18 protein-coding genes are annotated in these 17696 nt (G+C 64.8%); 8 read left to right on the top strand and 10 right to left on the bottom strand.

Going from position 1 to position 17696, the window contains the following annotated elements; translation table 11 throughout:
- Positions 1-54: 54 nt before the first annotated feature.
- The gene (locus tag NR193_RS24570) at positions 55-2046 is read left to right on the top strand and encodes a PhoX family phosphatase (protein ID WP_256753336.1); all 1992 of its coding nucleotides are present in this window, start codon (positions 55-57) and stop codon (positions 2044-2046) included.
- 135 nt (positions 2047-2181) lie between these two features.
- Positions 2182-2406 (top strand): hypothetical protein, encoded by a 225-nt coding sequence (locus NR193_RS24565; protein ID WP_091575851.1) that lies wholly within the window; start codon positions 2182-2184, stop codon positions 2404-2406.
- 21 nt (positions 2407-2427) lie between these two features.
- Here the strand turns inward: NR193_RS24565 and NR193_RS24560 are convergent, their stop codons facing one another.
- From NR193_RS24560 to NR193_RS24550, 3 genes are all read right to left on the bottom strand, one after another.
- On the bottom strand, positions 2428-3108 hold the full coding sequence (locus NR193_RS24560; protein ID WP_256753335.1) for a GNAT family N-acetyltransferase: 681 nt from the start codon (positions 3106-3108) through the stop codon (positions 2428-2430).
- Positions 3105-3596, bottom strand: a complete 492-nt coding sequence (locus tag NR193_RS24555; RefSeq protein ID WP_256753334.1) for a MarR family winged helix-turn-helix transcriptional regulator — start codon at positions 3594-3596, stop codon at positions 3105-3107. The genes NR193_RS24560 and NR193_RS24555 overlap by 4 nt, the downstream gene beginning before the upstream one ends.
- A gap of 153 nt (positions 3597-3749) precedes the next feature.
- Complete coding sequence (locus tag NR193_RS24550) at positions 3750-4946, bottom strand: NAD(P)/FAD-dependent oxidoreductase (protein WP_256753333.1); 1197 nt, start codon at positions 4944-4946, stop codon at positions 3750-3752.
- A gap of 345 nt (positions 4947-5291) precedes the next feature.
- Here NR193_RS24550 and NR193_RS24545 point away from each other — a divergent pair, with 345 nt between their 5' ends.
- Positions 5292-6329, top strand: coding sequence for a phosphatidylglycerol lysyltransferase domain-containing protein (locus NR193_RS24545; RefSeq protein ID WP_256753332.1), 1038 nt, complete (start codon positions 5292-5294; stop codon positions 6327-6329).
- Positions 6330-6467: 138 nt separating this feature from the next.
- On the opposite strand, the gene NR193_RS24540 is transcribed toward NR193_RS24545, so the two are convergent.
- Complete coding sequence (locus NR193_RS24540; protein WP_256753331.1) at positions 6468-7229, bottom strand: ABC transporter permease; 762 nt, start codon at positions 7227-7229, stop codon at positions 6468-6470.
- Entirely contained in the window at positions 7226-8152 is a 927-nt protein-coding gene (locus tag NR193_RS24535) for an ABC transporter ATP-binding protein (protein ID WP_256753330.1), read from the bottom strand. The genes NR193_RS24540 and NR193_RS24535 overlap by 4 nt, the downstream gene beginning before the upstream one ends.
- Before the next feature lie 238 nt (positions 8153-8390).
- Here NR193_RS24535 and NR193_RS24530 point away from each other — a divergent pair, with 238 nt between their 5' ends.
- Together NR193_RS24530 and NR193_RS24525 are read left to right on the top strand one after the other, a co-directional pair.
- A complete protein-coding gene (locus tag NR193_RS24530; RefSeq protein ID WP_256753329.1) occupies positions 8391-9752 on the top strand; it encodes a cytochrome ubiquinol oxidase subunit I in 1362 nt (453 codons plus the stop codon).
- A gap of 1 nt (position 9753) precedes the next feature.
- On the top strand, positions 9754-10758 hold the full coding sequence (locus NR193_RS24525; RefSeq protein ID WP_256753328.1) for a cytochrome d ubiquinol oxidase subunit II: 1005 nt from the start codon (positions 9754-9756) through the stop codon (positions 10756-10758).
- Between the two features lie 33 nt (positions 10759-10791).
- Here NR193_RS24525 and NR193_RS24520 read toward each other — a convergent pair whose 3' ends face one another.
- Entirely contained in the window at positions 10792-13380 is a 2589-nt protein-coding gene (locus NR193_RS24520) for a helix-turn-helix transcriptional regulator (protein ID WP_256753356.1), read from the bottom strand.
- Between the two features lie 220 nt (positions 13381-13600).
- On the opposite strand from NR193_RS24520, the gene NR193_RS24515 reads away from it, so the two are divergent.
- The 3 genes from NR193_RS24515 to NR193_RS24505 all read left to right on the top strand — a co-directional run bounded on the left by NR193_RS24515 (position 13601) and on the right by NR193_RS24505 (position 14721).
- The gene (locus NR193_RS24515; RefSeq protein WP_256753327.1) at positions 13601-13873 is read left to right on the top strand and encodes a DUF4242 domain-containing protein; all 273 of its coding nucleotides are present in this window, start codon (positions 13601-13603) and stop codon (positions 13871-13873) included.
- A gap of 43 nt (positions 13874-13916) precedes the next feature.
- On the top strand, positions 13917-14141 hold the full coding sequence (locus NR193_RS24510) for a hypothetical protein (protein ID WP_256753326.1): 225 nt from the start codon (positions 13917-13919) through the stop codon (positions 14139-14141).
- A gap of 76 nt (positions 14142-14217) precedes the next feature.
- Positions 14218-14721 carry a hypothetical protein gene (locus NR193_RS24505; protein WP_256753325.1) on the top strand — a complete coding sequence of 168 codons (504 nt, stop codon included), beginning with the start codon at positions 14218-14220 and terminating at the stop codon, positions 14719-14721.
- 151 nt (positions 14722-14872) lie between these two features.
- Here NR193_RS24505 and msrA read toward each other — a convergent pair whose 3' ends face one another.
- The 4 genes from msrA to NR193_RS24485 all read right to left on the bottom strand — a co-directional run bounded on the left by msrA (position 14873) and on the right by NR193_RS24485 (position 17551).
- On the bottom strand, positions 14873-15610 hold the full coding sequence (gene msrA, locus NR193_RS24500) for a peptide-methionine (S)-S-oxide reductase MsrA (protein WP_256753324.1): 738 nt from the start codon (positions 15608-15610) through the stop codon (positions 14873-14875).
- Positions 15611-15801: 191 nt separating this feature from the next.
- Positions 15802-16116 carry a hypothetical protein gene (locus tag NR193_RS24495; RefSeq protein ID WP_256753323.1) on the bottom strand — a complete coding sequence of 105 codons (315 nt, stop codon included), beginning with the start codon at positions 16114-16116 and terminating at the stop codon, positions 15802-15804.
- A 101-nt stretch (positions 16117-16217) separates the two neighbouring features.
- Positions 16218-16922 (bottom strand): thioredoxin family protein, encoded by a 705-nt coding sequence (locus NR193_RS24490; protein ID WP_256753322.1) that lies wholly within the window; start codon positions 16920-16922, stop codon positions 16218-16220.
- A 257-nt stretch (positions 16923-17179) separates the two neighbouring features.
- Positions 17180-17551 (bottom strand): endonuclease domain-containing protein, encoded by a 372-nt coding sequence (locus tag NR193_RS24485; RefSeq protein ID WP_256753321.1) that lies wholly within the window; start codon positions 17549-17551, stop codon positions 17180-17182.
- Positions 17552-17696 lie beyond the last annotated feature (145 nt).

Below are 17696 nucleotides of genomic sequence, written 5' to 3'. Positions count from 1 at the left end.
GGGGTCAAACTCGTATCCCGCTCCAGCCACCTCCAACAGCCAGAGGCCAGCCCCATGACTGATCATCGCTCCCCCGACACCCGATTCGCCACCAGCCGGCTCGAGGAAAACGAAGGACCGGCCACCAACCCCACCAACAACCGCACCATGGGCGAGATCATCGCCGCGCGATTCTCGCGCCGTGGTTTCCTGAAGGGTTCGCTGGCCGTCTCGGCGATCGCCGCCACCGTCAGCCCGCTGGCGCTGGTCAGCGCCGACGAGGCCCGTGCCGCCGAAGGCTCCGCCTTCTCGTTCGACGAGCTCGAGGCCGGCATCGACGACAAGCACCATGTCGCGCCGGGCTATGACGCCGATGTGCTGTTGCGCTGGGGCGATCCGCTGTTCGCCGATTCGCCGGAATTCGATCCGACGAAACAGTCGGCGCAGGCCCAGGCCAGACAGTTCGGCTACAACAACGACTATGTCGGCTATATCCCGATCGACGGTTCGGCCGAGCACGGCCTGCTGGTGGTCAATCACGAATACACCAACCCGCATCTGATGTTCCCGGGCCTGGTCACCATCGCCGACGGCAAGGTCAACCAAGCGACGCTCAGCAAGGAGCAGGTCGATGTCGAGATGGCGGCACACGGCGGCACCATCGTCGAGATCCGCAAGCAAGCCGGCAAATGGCAGGTGGTGCGCGACGGCAAGCTCAACCGCCGCATCACCGCCAACACCGAAATGGCGCTGTCCGGCCCGGTCGCCGGCCACGACCGCGTCAAGACCAGCGCCGATCCGTCCGGGACCAAGGTGTTCGGCACCATCAACAATTGCGCCGGCGGCGTCACGCCCTGGGGCACCTATGTGATGTCCGAGGAGAACATCCACGGCTATTTCTCCGGCGAACTGCCCGAGGGCCACAAGGAAGCCTCCAACTACAAGCGCCTCGGCATTCCCGAAGGCGCCTATGAATGGGCGGCGCATTACGACCGCTTCGACCTCGCCAAGGAACCGAACGAGCCCAATCGCTTCGGCTGGATCGTCGAGGTCGATGTCGACGATCCGACCTCGACGCCGAGGAAGCGCACCGCCATGGGCCGCTTCAAGCATGAGGGCGCCGAATCGATCGTCGCCAGGGATGGCCGCGTCGTCTTCTATCTCGGCGACGACGAGCGCTTCGACTATGTCTACAAGTTCGTCACCGCCGGCCGTTTCAATGCCAGCGACCGCGCCGCCAACAAGGACCTGCTCGACGAGGGCACGCTGCATGTCGCCAAATTCGCCGAGGACGGCTCGGTCGAATGGCTGCCGATCGTCTTCGGCCAGGGCCCGTTGACCGCCGAGAACGGTTTTGCCAGCCAGGCCGACGTGCTGATCGAGACGCGGCGCGCCGCCGACCTGCTCGGCGCCACCAAGATGGACCGCCCCGAGGACATCCAGCCCAATGCCGTCAACGGCAAGGTCTATGTCATGCTGACCAACAATTCGAAGCGCAAGGCCGACCAGGTCGACGCCGCCAATCCGCGCGCCGAAAACGCCTTCGGTCACATCATCGAGATAGCGGAGGACGGCGGCGATTTCACTGCCCCCAAGGGCAAGTGGGAGGTGCTGCTGAAATGCGGCGATCCGGCAGTGGCCGATGTCGGCGCGACCTTCTCGACGGCAACGACGGCCAATGGCTGGTTCGGCATGCCCGACAATTGCGCGGTCGATTCGGCCGGCCGGCTGTGGGTAGCCACCGACGGACAGGGTCCGAAAGCCACCGGCCGCACCGACGGCCTGTGGGCGGTCGACACCGAAGGAGCGGCGCGGGCGACCTCAAAACTGTTCTTCCGCGTGCCGATCGGTGCCGAAATGTGCGGCCCGCTGTTTACGCCCGATGATCAGACCGCCTTCGTCGCGGTCCAGCATCCGGGCGACGGCGGCGAGGACTGGGAGGCGTTCGGCCGCCCGTCCTACTATGAGGACCTGTCGACCCGCTGGCCCGACTTCAGGCCCGACATGCCGGTGCGGCCGGCGGTGGTTGCGATCACCAAACAGGGCGGCGGCAAGATCGCCGTCTGACACGGACCCTTTTTCAATCTGAAGGGGGGACTTCGGATCACCGAAGGCCCCCTTTTTGCACGAGATCCATTCAAGCCTCGGGAAAGATTGGCAATTTACACGTGGCGCCCTAGGTCAATGACCAGGAGACCCACCATGCCGAAGTCCGTCTATGACCGTGGCTTGCTCAAGCCTGGCGAGATCGCCAGGCTGCAGCGCGTCTTCGACGAGGCCTGCCGGCAGCGCGAAGCGCATCCCGATTCGGCCGAGGCCCGCGAGATCGCCCTTAACCTGCTCGCCCTGCACAATGCCGGCATGGTCGAGGAGGACATGCTGATGGAAGCCGTCGGTTTCCGCCGGCTCGAGCCGAAGTCGGCATGACATGACGAGCCGACGGCTGCCCTATCCCGCGCGCTGAACCACGGCCACATTCATTGCGCTTCTCAATCGGAAGCCGATGGACTCGTATAATTTGATGGCAGCAGCGTTCGTGGCATAGGCGTGAAGGTAGGGTATCTCGCCGCGCGCCGTGATCTGGTTTGCCACGAACAGGGACAGCAGCCGGCCAAGGCCACCGCCGCGAAAGTTCGGATGCGAGCACACGCCGCTGAGTTCGGTATAGCCGGGCTGCTTCATGCGCTCGCCGGCCATCGCCACCAGCCTGCCGTCAACCTTCACACCCCAGAAATCACCAAGGCTCAACGCCCCGAGCGTAAACGGGCCGGGCCTGGTGAGCGACGCCAGGGCGAGCATCTCGGCTGCATCGTCTTGCGTCAGGGGCTGCACGCGCTCGTCCGACACGGTCCGCAACGGCGCCTCGGCAACCATCTGCACGCCGAAAGCGGTCGAGATCGCCGATAGCCCGACAGGAAGAGCAATGGCGTCCGCCTGAAGCATGATCACGCTCTCATTTGGGGGAACAAGCTTGCCGAGTGCCTGGAGGCTCTCCGCGTCGTCCCTGGCGGTGGCCGCGAAGGGAACGATCGACGATGGATAGCGCCTGGCGAGCTTGTCACCCTGCGCGAAGGTCCGGTGGCGCGTGTCCAGTGCGCTCCAGACGGGGCGATCGAGCACGTGCTTCATTGCGCTGCGCCCTTGCTCATTCTTACACGACGATCGAGCGGGGCCGTGGCCAAACCGTCCTCGATGGCGGCCAGTTGATCAAGCAACGGCCCCGAAAGGTCCCGGCACAAATCCGCGACGGCGCCCTCGATGCGCGGCCAGACGTCTCGCTTTGCAACATCGACAAGGCCCTGACCGCTCTTTGTCAGGGAGACCATCCTGCGCCGCTGGTCGCCGTCCGATTGCGTGACCTCGACCAGTCCCAGATCGGCCAGGAGCGATACGCTTCGCGTCACGCCCGGCTGCGTGATGCCGAGAGATTGCGCCAGCTCGCCGACGGGCAGCGGCCCCAGCCTGTCGAGCGCGGCCAGGAGAGGGTACTGGCTGGACTGAACCGGAACGTCCAGGCAATCGAGCAGACGCTGCGTATCGGCCTGCAATTGCTCGCCGATCCGCTTCAACCTGCTGCCCAGGCACAGGAAACCAAGAGATCGCAGGACGTCTTCCATCACACCTTCTCTCTCCGTTAAATCATAACATGTTATATAACTAGGCAGGAAATAGGTCAATCCGCGCTGTGCGGGCTTGCATCGGGCCATGCGCCGGTAAGCGGATTCCCGAATCGACCGGCGCCCGCCGGTTCCCGGCGCCTCGAACCGAAATCAGCGTGAAGCACCGGCTTGGCGGGAGGCGCCAGCGGAATTGGCAATCCGCATGGCGATCGCTTTTGCCATGATGACGGAATTGGCGAAGCAGCCGCGGATGCTTGGCCGCATGCCGGTGAACCAGAGGCCGGGCAATTTCGGATCGCTTTCGCCGCCATTGAAAAGCGGAAAGCCCTTGCCGTCGAGCACCCCCAGCTTGCCGACCATGGGCTCCAGCCCGGTGCGGTAGCCTGTCGCGGCAATGACGATGTCGGGAGCGATCAGGTTGCCATTGGCCAGTATCACGCCGTCGCGGGTGAATTCCCGTATTGCCGGCACCACGACGATCCGGCCCGACTTGATGGCGCTGACAGCGCCATCGTCGGCTGCGATCGCCGTATAGTCCGAGGCCAGGCGTGTGACGCCGCCCGAAGGCGCGGGCGGCATGCCGAATTTGGTCAGGTCGCCGAAAACCACGCGCTGCGTCGCCGCGATCGCCGCATCGGCGAGCCGCAAGGGCAAGCGCGCCATGAGCGGCGAGAGCCGGTGCACGGCGATCTTGCCGATCCGCTTGGGCAGGAGGGCAGGGCCGCTGCGGGCCGACAGCCAGACCGCGGCCGTGTCCACGTTCGCCAGATGATTGAGCGCGTCGAAGCCCGAATTGCCGGCGCCGACCACCAGCACCTTCTTGCCCGCATAGTCCTTCGCGTCACCAAAATCCGCCGAATGGATGATGCGGCCGGTGAAATCCTTCGTTCCTTTCCATTGGGGAACGAAGGGCTGCCTGTCGCGCCCGGTGGCGATGACGACATGGCGGGCCAGGCGCGGTCCGGCGCTGGTCAGCACGGCCCAATGATCGCCCTTGAATGCGATCTCTTCGACAGCGACGCCGAACTGCACCGGCAGCCCGTGCGTCTCGCTGAACTCCTTGAGATGGCGGATGACAAGGGTGCGGGGCGGAAAGGCCGGTGTGCCGGCGGGGAAGCTGACGCCGGGTAGCGAAGAGAGGTCGCGATGGGTGTTGAGGTGCAGGTTGAGGTGCCGCCGGTGCCAGGGCTCGGCCAGCCGGCTTTCCTTCTCCAGGATCGCGGTCGGCACGCCGGCCTTGATCAACGCATGCGCGGCGGAAAGGCCCGCGGCGCCGGCGCCAATGACGATTGCCGGCTCGACCGCCACCGGCTGCTGCGCCACCGGTTTGATTGTCGTGTCAGCCATTGTCTCTCGAACCCTCATTCGATCCTTCCGGCGCGGCGCCTCCGTCGTGGAAGCGCAAGGCACGCCACGTCGCTCCGATACTGCGCATGATCCTTATCGCGAATCGCCAACGATTCCCGAGCCATGCGCCCGGCCGCGGTCCTATATGGCACATACGCCACATCGGCGGTAATCAGGTCGCGGCAATGTGATTGATTCGAGGTCCGGGGGCTTGGCGGATCTCTTGTCGCCAGCGCGGGAACTCGCAATCGGTTTTCGAGTTCACGAGCGAAATCAAAGCGCCACGGCGTGTCTTGCGTGTCCACATGGTGCGCGGCGCTGCAGACGGTACGCGGAATCTCGACCATGCCCGCCTTGCGGATCTATTTCGACAAAATTCTCGAGGGCGCCGCGCCCAAGGTCCCGCGGCAGGACCTGACGCATGTCGAGCGCCTGGCGCTCGTCCGCCGCCACGGCGATTTCTCGCTCGCCTATTCCACCGCGGTGCAAGGCAAGCTTTCCTATTTCGGCGATGCCGGCGGCTACATCGCCTTCGGCACCAAGATGAAGCATCATTTCGCGCTCGGCGATCCGGTGGCGGCTCCGGCCCATCGACCGGACTACATCAGGCGCTTCGTCGAGACCGCCGGCAGCCCGTGGTTCGTGCAGATCGGCGAGGAGACCGCGCGCGTGCTGGCCAGGCTCGGCTACAACGTCAATCGGCTCGGAATCGACACCCGCCTCAGCTTGCCCGACCATGATTTTTCCGGGAAGCGCAACGAAACCGTGCGTTACTCCGAGCGCTGGCTGTTGAAGAAGGGTTTTGCGTTCGACGAGGACAAGCGGACGATCTTTCTCGACGAGATCGCCCGGCTTTCCGAAAACTGGCGCAGCGACCGCATCGTCAAACGCTGGGAGATGGGTTTTCTCAACCGCCCGTTTGCCGACCATCTCGGCATCGACATGCGCCGTTTCGTCCTGCACGGCCCCGATGGCGAGCTGATCGCCCTGCTCGACTTCGATCCGTTGTTTCGAGACGGCAAGGTCATCGGCTACACCACGGCCTTCAAGCGCAAGCATATCAATGCCTCGCCGCATGCCGAGATCGGCCTGACCAAATTCGCCGTCGACCGTTTTCGCGAGCAAGGCATGTCGGTGGTCACGCTCGGCCTGTCGCCGATGCTCGATATCCGGCCAAGCGGATTTGCCGAAAGCGATTTCTGGCGCAACACCTTCCGGCGCGCCTACGACTCGCCATGGGTCAACCGCCGCAGGTTCAACCTGCAAGGCCAGGCGGCGTTCAAGCGCCGCTTCCATGGCACCGAGGTGCCGACCTATGTCGCCTTCCGCAAGGGGACATATGTCGAGATGCTGGGGCTGCTGCGGCTGGTCAAGGCGGTCTAGAGCCTGTTCCATCCCGATGGAATCGGGATGCGGCTCTATCTCTTTGTTTGAGCATGATCTTTCCCGAAAACCGGATTCCACTTTTCGGGATCATGCTCTATGTGCTCGGCGCGGTCTTGGCCAAAGCCTTTTCATTCGTCAGTTGCGCAGCCGGTAGCCGGTCCTGAAGATCCACGCGACGATCGCTATGCAAACCAGCAGGAAGACGACGGTCATGCCGAGGCTGACGCCGACCGAGACGTCGGACTTGCCAAAAAAGCTCCAGCGGAAGCCGCTGATCAGGTAGACGACCGGATTGAACAGCGTCACCGTGCGCCAGATGCCGGGCAGCATGTTGATCGAATAGAAACTGCCGCCGAGGAAGGTCAGCGGCGTGATGATCAGCAGCGGCACCAGCTGCAGCTGCTCGAAACTCTTCGCCCAGATGCCGATGATGAAGCCGAACAGGCTGAAGGTCACCGCGGTCAGCACCAGAAAGGCGACCATCCAGAATGGATGCTGGATGGAAAGCGGCACGAACAGCGAGGCGGTGGCCAGGATGATCAGGCCGAGGATGATCGATTTGGTCGCCGCGCCGCCGACATAGGCGATGACGATCTCCAGATAAGAGACCGGCGCCGACAGCAACTCGTAGATCGAGCCGACGAATTTCGGGAAGTAGATGGCAAAGGAGGCGTTGGAGATCGACTGCGTCAGCAGTGACAGCATGATCAGCCCCGGCACGATGAAGGCGCCGTAGCTGATGCCGTCGATCTCGGTGATGCGCGAGCCGATGGCCGAACCGAAGACGACAAAATACAGCGATGTCGAGATGACCGGCGAGACGATGCTCTGCAGCACGGTGCGAAAGGCACGCGCCATTTCCATCCTGTAGATCGCCCAGACAGCGCGCAGGTTCATGCGTCTTTCCTCACCAGGTTGACGAAGATCTCCTCGAGCGAGCTGTTTTGCGTGTCGATGTCGCGGAACTGGATGCCGCCAGCCTCGAGATCGCGGATCAGCGAGGCGACGCCCGGCCGCTCGGCCTGGTTGTCATAGGTGTAGGTCAGCTGCCCGCCGTCAGGCGACAGCTCCAGTGCGTAGCGCGAGAAGGCCTCGGGAATGGCCGCCAGCGGACTGCGCAGCTCCAGCACCAGCCGCTTGCGGCCAAGCTTGCGCATCAGTTCGGCCTTGTTCTCGACCAGGATGATCTCGCCGCGATTGATGACGCCGACGCGGTCGGCCATCGCCTCGGCCTCTTCGATATAGTGGGTGGTGAGGATGATGGTGACGCCGTCCTCGCGCAGGCGCCGCACCATCGCCCACATGTCCTGGCGCAGCTCCACGTCGACACCGGCGGTCGGTTCGTCGAGGAACAGGATGCGCGGCTCGTGCGACAGCGCCTTGGCGATCATCAGCCGCCGCTTCATGCCACCCGACAGGGTGATCGCCTTGGCGTCCTTCTTGTCCCACAGCGACAGATCGCGCAGCACCTTCTCGACAAAGGCATGGTTAGCCGGCTTGCCGAACAGGCCGCGGCTGTAGTTGACCGTCGCCCAGACGGTCTCGAAAGCATCGATGGTCAGTTCCTGCGGCACCAGGCCGATCAGGCTGCGCGCGGCGCGGTAATCCTTGCTGATGTCGTGGCCATCGACGGTGACGGTGCCCGTCGACCGGTTGACGATGCCGCAGACGATCGAGATCAGCGTCGTCTTGCCGGCGCCATTGGGACCGAGCAGCGCAAAGATCTCGCCGCGCTCGATGTCGAGGTTGACTTCCTTGAGCGCCGTGAAGCCGGTTGCGTAGGTCTTGGAGACCCCGGAAATGGAGAGGATGGAGGGCATGGATGAAAACGGCTGCCTGAAAGAGGTGACCTGATATAGGCCGAATGTCGTTGCATGCAACCGCAAGTCAACGCCGCTGCTGACAGTTCTCGACAATCCTCGCAAGTCCCGCAGCCTATGGCAGGGTGATACTTCCTTGATCTGCTGCGACAACGCGCCCCGCGTGGCGCCACGCCGCTTTGACCCAATCCCGGTTCGGGCCTATTCTTGCAGGCATAGAAGCAGCTGGAGCCCGCCAATGGACCCGCTCATCCTGTCGCGCATGCAGTTCGGCGCGAATATTTCGTTCCACATCCTGTTTCCGACAATCACCATTGCGCTTGGCTGGGTGCTGCTGTTCTTCAAGCTCCGCTACAATGCCACGGGCGATTCCGCCTGGATGCGCGCCTATTTCACCTGGGTGAAGGTGTTTGCGCTGTCCTTCGCCATGGGCGTGGTCACCGGCGTCACCATGAGCTTCCAGTTCGGCACCAACTGGCCGGGCTACATGCAGAAGGTCGGCAACATCGCCGGGCCGCTGCTGGCCTACGAGATCCTCACCGCCTTCTTCCTCGAAGCGGCCTTCCTCGGCATCATGCTGTTCGGCTTCCGCCGCGTCTCCAACCGCATCCACACGCTGGCGACAGTGCTGGTCGCCGGCGGCACCACCGTCTCGGCCTTCTGGATCATCGCGCTGAATTCCTGGATGCAGACGCCGGCCGGCTTCGAGATGCGCGACGGCGTGGCGCATGCCGTCGACTGGTGGGCGATCGTCTTCAACCCGTCGATGCCCTACCGGCTGGTCCACATGCTTTTGGCCTCCGGCCTGACGGTGTCTTTTCTGATCGCCGGCCTGTCGGCGCTGCGCTACCTCAAGGGCGACCGTTCGGAATCGATGTGGAAGGCGCTGCGCACCGGCGTCTTCACCGCGGCGATCCTGATCCCGATCCAGATCTTCGCCGGCGACCAGCACGGGCTGAACACGCTGGAGCACCAGCCGCAGAAGATCGCCGCCATGGAGGCCAACTGGAACACCGGCCCCAACGTGCCGCTGGTTCTCTTCGCCCTGCCCGACGAGGCGGCCAGGGAAAACAGGTTCGAAATCGCCATTCCGGACGGCGCCAGCCTTGTGCTGCGGCACCGCACCGACGGTGTCGTGCCGGGGTTGAACGACTATGCCGGCAATCATCCGCCGGTCTTCCCGGTGTTCTGGGGTTTTCGCATCATGGTCGGCACCGGCCTGCTGATGCTGGCTGTCTCCTGGTCCGCCGCCTTCTTCCTCAAGCGCCGGCATCGCCTGCCGAAGCCGCTCGCCCTGCTGATGGTGCCGATGGCGCTGTCGGGCTGGCTGGCGACGCTGGCCGGCTGGTACACCACCGAAATCGGCCGCCAGCCCTGGCTGGTGACAGGCGTGCTGAAGACCGCCGACGCCGTCGGCCCGGTGGCTGGCAGCCATGTCGCGCTGACGCTGGCCATCTACCTCATTCTCTACGCGCTTTTGTTGATCGCCTATCTCGGCGTGCTGGTGCATCTGGCGCTGAAGGCGGCGAAGGACGGCGATTCATCGCCGTTGCCGGGGGTGATGAACGCAGCGCTGTCGCAGCCGGCCGCGGGAGAGTGACATGACCTACGACTGGCCAACCCTGCTCCCGCTGACCTTCGCCGGCCTGATGGGCCTCGCCATCCTGATCTACGTCATCCTCGACGGTTTCGATCTCGGCATCGGCATGCTGTTCGCCGCCGCAGAAGACGCCGAGCAGGACACGATGATCGCGGCCATCGGCCCGTTCTGGGATGCCAACGAGACCTGGCTGGTGCTGGCCGTCGGCCTGCTGCTGGTCGCCTTCCCGCTGGCGCACGGCGTCATCCTGACCGCGCTCTACATTCCGGTGTTCGTGCTCCTGGTCGGGCTGATCCTGCGCGGCGTCGCCTTCGATTTCCGCGCCAAGGTGCCGACCGAACGCAAGCACCGCTGGAACCGTATTTTCTTCCTCGGTTCGCTGATCGCCTCGCTGGCGCAGGGCTATATGCTGGGCGTCTATGTGCTCGGCCTCGATGTCGGCTTCGGCGGCATGGCCTTCGGCGCGCTGGTGGCGCTCTGCCTCGCCGCGGCCTACGCGGCGATGGGGGCGGCCTGGGTCATCTACAAGACCGAAGGCGAGTTGCAGAAGAAGGCGGTGCGCTGGCTGCGCACGGCGCTGGTGCTGACCGCGCTCGGCATGGCCGCGGTGTCGCTGGCGACGCCGTTCGCCAGCCCGCGCATCTTCGACAAATGGTTCGTCTGGCCCTCGATGCTCTATCTGTCGCCGCTGCCGATCCTGTCGGCGCTGCTGTTCCTCTGGCTGTGGCGGCAGACCTTCCATCTGCCGAAGGCAGACGACCGCCATTCGCTGACGCCGTTCCTGACGCTGGCCGCCATCTTCACGCTCGGCTTTGCCGGTCTTGCCTGGTCGTTCTACCCGTTCGTGGTGCCCGACAAGCTGACCATCTGGCAGGCGGCTTCGGCGCCCGAAAGCCTGGCCATCATCCTGGCCGGCACCGTCGTCGTGCTGCCGGTCATCATCTTCTATTCGTTCTATGCCTACCGGGTGTTCGGCGGCAAGGCGACCGACCTGACCTACGACTGAGGTTACTGATATTCGGGGCAAAGCGGGCCGGTTTCAGATCAGCCCCGAGTCGCGTGCCGCCGCGGTGGCCTGGCCGCGAGAGCCGGCGTCCAGCTTGCCCAGCACCGCCGAGACATGATGGTCGACGGTCTTCGGCGAAATGGTGAGGTGCTCGGCGATCCTCTTGTTGGAGAAGCCGCGCTCGATCAGTTGCAGCACTTCCATCTGGCGCTGGGTCAGGCCGGCGCCATTCGCGCGCGTGGTACGGCGCGGCCCCCGCGCGATGTTGATGAGGCCGTTTTTCCGCATGAAGTCGCGCATGTGCTGGGCAACCGCCCTTGCGCCGAGGGTTTCGAAAATCTCCAGCGCCGAACGCTGGGCCGCCTCGTCGCCCCGCATCAGCGCAAGCCCTTGTTCGAAAGGGGCTTGCAGCTCTGCCCACGAAGCCGCCGCTTCCAGCCAGTTTCCCGCCAGGAGCAACCTGTAGGGAGCAGCCATGCCGTCAGTGTCACCGGGGTCGCTGTCGGGAGCCAGCAGCTGCCGCCAGCTGGCCAGTTCGGCGAAGACCGCGCGCGTGGGTGAAAGCGTCTCGGCACGGTCGATCAGGGCGAGCGCCTGCGCCTTGTCGATCTGACCGAGCCAGGCCCGCTCGGCCATGACCGCCGCATAGGGCGCCAGGCGCTGCAGCTCGATTCCTCTTTCCAGGAACCGGCTCATCTCCTCAAAAATCGGCTCGGCCGACGGATCGCCGCGCCGCACCCGCAGTCGGGCCAGAGCCGCCAGGGCCGGATAACGCACCAGGGCCGTCGCCTGGTCGTTGGCGATGACATCGAGCGCCTCGGCGGCGGCCTCGTCCCATAGTCCATGACGCAGCAGCAACTGCGCCTTCACGCCGCGCATATAGTCACGCCAGGTCGCGAGGTCGTTTTCGACGCAATAGTCGATCCCGCGATCGAGGAAGGACCGGGCCTGGCTATAGCGGAGTTGGTTCATCTCGCTGCAGGCGCAGTTGGTGAAGGCACGCGCCGCATGTTCCTGAAAATTGTGCTCGAGCGCGATTTCGAGGCTGCGGGCAAGCTGCTGACGGCCGGTAGCCCGATCCAGCCACTGGCCGGCGGAGCCGACATTGTTGAGGGCGTGGCAGACGATGTCCGGCCGGTTCAGCCGTTCGGCGAGCTTTATCGCCTTGTCGCCGAGCACCACCGTCTCGTCGAGCCTTTCGGCCAGCATCGCCAGTTGCGAGAGGTTGGAATAGGCCATGGCGAGTTCGGCGCTGGCCGGCACGGTCTCCAGCAGTGCAACCGCCTGCGCTCCGAAGGCATCCGCGGACGTGCGGTCGCCCAGCAGGTAGGCGAAGCGCGACAGGCATCTGAGGCTGTCTCCCTCTTTCAGCGTGTCGCCCATGGCACGCTGCAGCGCGCGCGCCTGTTCCTGCGCGGCGACAGCCTCGTCGATCTGCCCGATCAGGTGGAGTTCGAAGGCGTAGCGCTCGTACAGATCCGCGCACTCGGCCATCGGCAGGCTGTCGGCCTGGCGCAAGGCGACCTCATAGTAGCCGGCGGCGTCGCGATGCGCGCCGACGCGGGAGGCCTCCCGCGCGGCGATCGGCGCCAGTTCGCGCACCGCGTCCAGATTGTGTGCCTCGACGGCGTGATGCACCAGCCGGGCGGTGGCAACGTCGCCGTTTTCGAGCAGTGCCGACAGCGCGCGCTGGTTGAACTGTCTCCTGTGGCTCGTCGACAGCATCATCTCGATGGCGCGGCGGGCGATCTCGTGCCGGAACGCGTAGCCGTCGCCGAGATCCTCGAGCAGGCCGTTCGAGACGCACTCCGCCAGCTGGCCAGCACTGGCCACGCCGCACAGGCCCTGCAAGGCCCAGGCGTCGGCGCGCCTTGGGAATACCGACACCGCGTCGAGCATCGAGCGGGCGCCGGCGGACAGGCGTTCGGCGCGGGCGACAACGGCGTCGCGCACGCTGGCCGGCAGGGTGGTTTCATCTTCCGCGCTCAACAGTTCGGTGACGAAAAAGGCGTTGCCGGCCGTGGCCCGGTAGATGGCATCGCCATCGCGGCCGGCGGCGCCGGCGAGCGACTGGACCGCCGCCTCGCTCAGGAGCGGCACATCGATGCGTGCGACGCTGCTGGCCGGAATTTCGCCGAGCGCGCGGCGCACGCGCATCTGTCCCTCGCTGCGGTCGGTGCGTGCCGTCAGCAGCAGAAGAATGTGGGTGTTTGAAATGCGCCGACCGAGAAACCGCACGAAATCGAGGGTTGCGTCGTCCGCCCAATGGAGATCCTCGATGACCAGCAGGGTTGGCTGCGCCTCCGTCTCGAAGACGTCGAGCGCGTCGGAGAACAGCGGCAGCCTTTGTCCCTGCCGGACGTCGATCGCCTGCGGCAGCGCCCATCGCGCCTCGCGGGCGAGATCGTAGAGCGGCCCCAGCGTATCGGGTATCGACAGATCCTCGCAGGCGCTGCGGAACAGGCGCGTGCCCCTGGCAACCGCGCCGATGAAGGCTTCGACAAGCGTTGTCTTGCCGGCGCCGGCCTCGCCGGTCAACGCCACCACGCGACCGTGGCCGCGCGCCGCCTCCGCCAAAAGGCTGTCCAGGTGCTCCAGCTGTGTCTGCCGTTCCAGAAGCATCATCACCCTCTCACAGGTCGAGGCCGGTGGCCTCACAGTCTGTCCGCCAGGGTAGCCCGGCTCGGTATCCGCTTTGTGGCTCCCGACACCAAACGTTGCAAACATGGGGAATCGTCCCGCCAAACATGGGGAAAGGCTCCGATGCGCGCCGTTGACGGGCGTGATCTTTGTCCGGCCGCGCTCGGATCGAGCGTGAATCACTGGAAAAGGAGACCGACTCATGCCCCGTTACCTGGTTGAACGCACATTTCCGGATGGCCTCGTCGTGCCGATCAACGATGCCGGCGTCGATGCGATGAATGGCGTCATCACGCGCAATGCCGAGAAGGGAGTGACCTGGGTGCAGTCCTTCGTGACGCCCGACAAGAAGCACAGTTTCTGCATCTACGATGGGCCTTCGCCCGAAGCCATCCGCAGCACCGCCCAGAAGAACTCGCTGCCAGTCGACAAGATCACGGAGGTGCGGGTCCTTGACCCCTACTTTTATCGTTGATCCCCTCCATGGACATCAAACGGCCCTTCGCGGCGATGGCGGCTTGTCTGACGTTCCGTCCGGCGAGGTGTTGGCGGCTTCGAGACCAGTCGGACGAGGCCCGTTACTGGGCCGGGCTCTCCGGCGGGGTGCCTCGCTGCTGTTCGCATCATTGCGCAAGAACCGGCGCCGGCTGCCTCCGCAGGACGACTATCTGAGGCGCGACATCGGCCTGCCGGAGCTCGAGGAGCTGCCGCAATACTGGGACTTCACCCGATCGGGCCGCTGACGCGTGCAGCCCAGGTCCGGCTTCGCGGCCGCGGCGGCTGGCCGCTTCCCTGCGCCATCAACAACGAGGAGAGAACATGAACATCCATCTGTGGACCAAGCACCTCATCAACCTGTCGATCCTGTCGATCGCGGCGACGGCCGCCAATGCCGGTGACAGCGGCACGCTGGATGCGAAGGTGCGTACCGCCAACGGCCGCTTCGAGACCGTGGCGGCGGCCACGGCCGAGGGCTACGCCCCGATCCCTTGCGCCAGCGGCATCACCGGCGGCGCCATGGGCATCCACTATGTCAACGCCGGCTATCTCAAGGACGATGCGGTCGAGCTCGCCAAACCCGAGGCTGTCATGTACGAGCCGATGGCCGACGGAAAGCTCAAGCTCGTGGCGGTCGAATACATCACCTCGAAAGGCCCGGCATCGCTGGAAGGGCAGCTGTTCAACTTCAACAGCGCCCCCAACCGCTACGGCCTCGGCCCGTTCTATGAACTGCATGTCTGGGCCTGGAAGAAGAACCCGACCGGCACCTTCGCCGACATGAACCCGAACGTGTCGTGCGAGGCAATGAAGATGGGCGACTGAACAGGAATGCTTCAGCTCTGGTGCGTGACGATCCCAAGCGTACCCGCACCAGGCCAAGGACCAATCGGCATCAGTCAAATAGTGGGTTGGGGCTGGTCGGATGCAGATTGGTTCCGGGGGCGCGGGGAGCTTTGGCTCCCCGCGCAAACTTTCAGTTGCTGGCCGACAGCACCAGCACCGGCTTCTCGCTATAGAGCTTGGGGAAGAGCTGCTTCAGGTTCGCCACCTTGGGCAGGTCGTTGTAGACGATGTAGGGATAGGTCGGGTTCAGGGTCAGGAAATCCTGATGGTAATCCTCGGCCGGATAGAAGGTCTTGCCGGTCTCCAGCGTGGTGACGATCGGCTTCGGGAACACCTTGGCCTGGTCGAGCTGGGCGATGTAGCCCTGCGCAATCTTCTTCTGCGCGTCGTTCTCGGCAAAGATCGTCGAACGGTACTGGGTGCCGCTGTCGGGGCCCTGGTAGTTCAGCTGGGTCGGATTGTGGGCGACCGAGAAATAGACCTGCAATAGCTGGCCATAGGTGACGACAGACGGGTCGTAGGTGATCTCGACGGATTCGGCATGCCCGGTGCGGCCGCTGCCGACCGTCTCGTAGACGGCGGTGTCCTTGGCTCCGCCGGTGTAGCCGGAAACAGCCTTGCTGACGCCCTTGACGTGCTGGAAGACGCCCTGCACGCCCCAGAAGCAGCCGCCGGCGAAGATCGCCTTTTCGCTGCCCGGGGCTGCCTTCTCGTCCATCGCCGGCGGCGGGATGACCACCGCGTCCTCGGCGGAGATCGCCGGCGACTGCCAGAAGGCGGCGCCAGCTGCGGCCAGCACGAGCGCGGCGAGCGCGCCTTTGAAAAAGTTCGACGACTGTCTGACGGCTGGTTGTTGTATGTCGGTCATGGCTGAACTCCTGTGACGTCCATCGTGTGGAGTCTATTGGATGAGATAGGATTGTGCGACAGGCGAGTTGCGGCCGACGCCTCAATTTCACGTGCGCAAGTCAGTCGGTCCGGAGTTGCCGGCCTGGGCCGGAAGGGACTGTCCCCGGCTGGACAGGGAGCCCGCCAGGGACAGCCGGCCACGGACCAATCTCAGTTGGCCGGGGCCATCGCGTCAGCCGCCGGCTTCATCGCATCAGCCGCAGGCTTCATGGCGTCGGTGGCCGGTTTCATGGCGTCAGCGGCCGGCGCCATCGCGTTTGTGGCCATCGGATCGGCGGGCTTCATGGCGTCGGTGGCTGGCTTCATGGCGTCAGTGGCGGGCTTCATCGCATCGGTCGCCATGGCGTTCGCCGGCTTCATCGCATCGGTGGCGTCGTCGGCGCGGGCGATGCCGCCGGCAAACAGCGCCGTCGAGCACAGAGCGAAAGCGAGCGCCGGCAGCGTCAGACGGGAAAGAACGGTCATGATGGTCTCCTGGTGGGTTGATGGCGCGCCTTCCAGGCGGCCGGGTGCTTGCGGCGCCGCTCATGCGGCGTTTGCGCAAATCTCTTGTCGAAGCGTGATTTCTAGTTGGTGGCGGCGGCCAGAATCGGCCCGCCGCCGGGCGACTGGACGAGCACCGCGGTGCTGAGGCCATCCGATGCCGCCGGCAGGTTCAGCGCCGTGGCGTCGCCGGTCCAGCTGCCGAGCTTCTTCAGCGAATGGACGACATTGGCATGCGGCAAGGTGCGGCCGGTGTTTTCGCCGCGCGCCACCGGCACCTGGAGGACGCCCTTGGTGTAGCGCACCAGCCAGACATCGGCCTTGCCGCCCGGCGCCGAGCCGGCGCCGATGCTGATCTTGCCGCCGTCGAGCGACAGCGATGGGCCCTTGGCGCGGCCGGCGCTCGAGATCAGATGCTGGATTTCGCCGGGCGCGGCGCCGACGGCATCGGCATGACCGTTGACCACCACTTGTGGGGTGAACGGTCCGTCATGGCCGAGCGATGGCTCGTAGCTCACCTGGCGCTGGGTGAATTCCTGCTTGCCGAACGTGTCCTTCCAGCCGAGGTAATCCCAGTAGGTGACGTTGAAGGACAGCGCCAGCACGCCGGGCTGGTCCTTGACCTTGATCAGATTGGCATTGGCCGGCGGGCAGGACGAGCAGCCCTGGCTGGTGAACAGCTCGACCACGGTGAGCGGCTGGGCGGCGGCGGCACCGAGCGATGCGGCGAGCGCTGCCACGCCCAACAATAGGGTAAGCTTGCTGCGTTTGGCTTGATATCCCGACATTGGCTGGCTCCGTGGGCGGCGCCTGGATGCGCCGGTCATGTCCCCACTTCGTCGTCGCCACGGAGTTCGTTACAGCGCTCACCGGTTTGTGATCGTCGCCTTCCCTTCTCCCCCTGTGGGAGAAGGTGTCGCCGAAGGCGACGGATGAGGGGTGTTCCAGGGAACGCCAACGCCTCATTCCTTCCAGCACCCCTCATCCGTCTTGGCGCTGCGCGCCAATCCACCTTCTCCCACAAGGGGAGAAGGCAAGGGCGCCCCTATCGCCAGGACTGCAGATTTGTATCCCGTACATAGGCGATGATCGTGTCGCAGACGGCGTTCAAGTCTTTCAGGACATCATCGTTCCAAAACCGCAGAACGCGAAAGCCCCTCGCCTCCAGTCCAGCCTTGCGGATCCGATCGGACTCGGACTCCGCATGCTGGCTGCCATCAATCTCGATGATCAGCCCAGCTTCGAGGCAAACGAAATCGGCAATGTATTTTCCGAAGGGAATCTGGCGCCGAAATTTTGTCCGGTCGAGCCTGCGATCACGCAGTTCATGCCACAGCTTGTTTTCCGCTTCCGTCATTTCACGCCGGAGCGAACGGGCAAAGCTACGTTTGGCGGGGGGAACGGGTTGATGCGGCATGGCGTCGGATTAGCCAGCCGTTGTGCTCCGTCCAGCACCCCTCATCCCTGGGCATCGCTCGTCCACCGCCCTGGCAAGGCCGGCGGGACAGCGCCCCCCTCCGGCCTGCCGGCCATCTCCCCCGCAAGGGGGGAGATCGGCTGCT

Source organism: Mesorhizobium sp. Mes31 (assembly GCF_024519675.1).
Taxonomy (GTDB): Bacteria; Pseudomonadota; Alphaproteobacteria; order Rhizobiales; family Rhizobiaceae; genus Mesorhizobium.
Note: the sequence above shows the minus strand (reverse complement) of the source record. Positions and strands in the feature narration are given on the sequence as shown.

Coding starts and splice junctions, on each gene's coding strand:
- NR193_RS24565 (WP_091575851.1), top strand. CDS start 2,182: ATGCCGAAGTCCGTCTATGACCGTGGCTTGCTCAAGCCTGGCGAGATC.
- NR193_RS24505 (WP_256753325.1), top strand. CDS start 14,218: ATGAACATCCATCTGTGGACCAAGCACCTCATCAACCTGTCGATCCTG.
- NR193_RS24545 (WP_256753332.1), top strand. CDS start 5,292: ATGCCCGCCTTGCGGATCTATTTCGACAAAATTCTCGAGGGCGCCGCG.
- NR193_RS24550 (WP_256753333.1), bottom strand. CDS start 4,946: ATGGCTGACACGACAATCAAACCGGTGGCGCAGCAGCCGGTGGCGGTC.
- NR193_RS24495 (WP_256753323.1), bottom strand. CDS start 16,116: ATGACCGTTCTTTCCCGTCTGACGCTGCCGGCGCTCGCTTTCGCTCTG.
- msrA (WP_256753324.1), bottom strand. CDS start 15,610: ATGACCGACATACAACAACCAGCCGTCAGACAGTCGTCGAACTTTTTC.
- NR193_RS24555 (WP_256753334.1), bottom strand. CDS start 3,596: ATGGAAGACGTCCTGCGATCTCTTGGTTTCCTGTGCCTGGGCAGCAGG.
- NR193_RS24540 (WP_256753331.1), bottom strand. CDS start 7,229: ATGAACCTGCGCGCTGTCTGGGCGATCTACAGGATGGAAATGGCGCGT.
- NR193_RS24515 (WP_256753327.1), top strand. CDS start 13,601: ATGCCCCGTTACCTGGTTGAACGCACATTTCCGGATGGCCTCGTCGTG.
- NR193_RS24530 (WP_256753329.1), top strand. CDS start 8,391: ATGGACCCGCTCATCCTGTCGCGCATGCAGTTCGGCGCGAATATTTCG.
- NR193_RS24570 (WP_256753336.1), top strand. CDS start 55: ATGACTGATCATCGCTCCCCCGACACCCGATTCGCCACCAGCCGGCTC.
- NR193_RS24490 (WP_256753322.1), bottom strand. CDS start 16,922: ATGTCGGGATATCAAGCCAAACGCAGCAAGCTTACCCTATTGTTGGGC.
- NR193_RS24535 (WP_256753330.1), bottom strand. CDS start 8,152: ATGCCCTCCATCCTCTCCATTTCCGGGGTCTCCAAGACCTACGCAACC.
- NR193_RS24525 (WP_256753328.1), top strand. CDS start 9,754: ATGACCTACGACTGGCCAACCCTGCTCCCGCTGACCTTCGCCGGCCTG.
- NR193_RS24520 (WP_256753356.1), bottom strand. CDS start 13,380: ATGCTTCTGGAACGGCAGACACAGCTGGAGCACCTGGACAGCCTTTTG.
- NR193_RS24485 (WP_256753321.1), bottom strand. CDS start 17,551: ATGCCGCATCAACCCGTTCCCCCCGCCAAACGTAGCTTTGCCCGTTCG.
- NR193_RS24560 (WP_256753335.1), bottom strand. CDS start 3,108: ATGAAGCACGTGCTCGATCGCCCCGTCTGGAGCGCACTGGACACGCGC.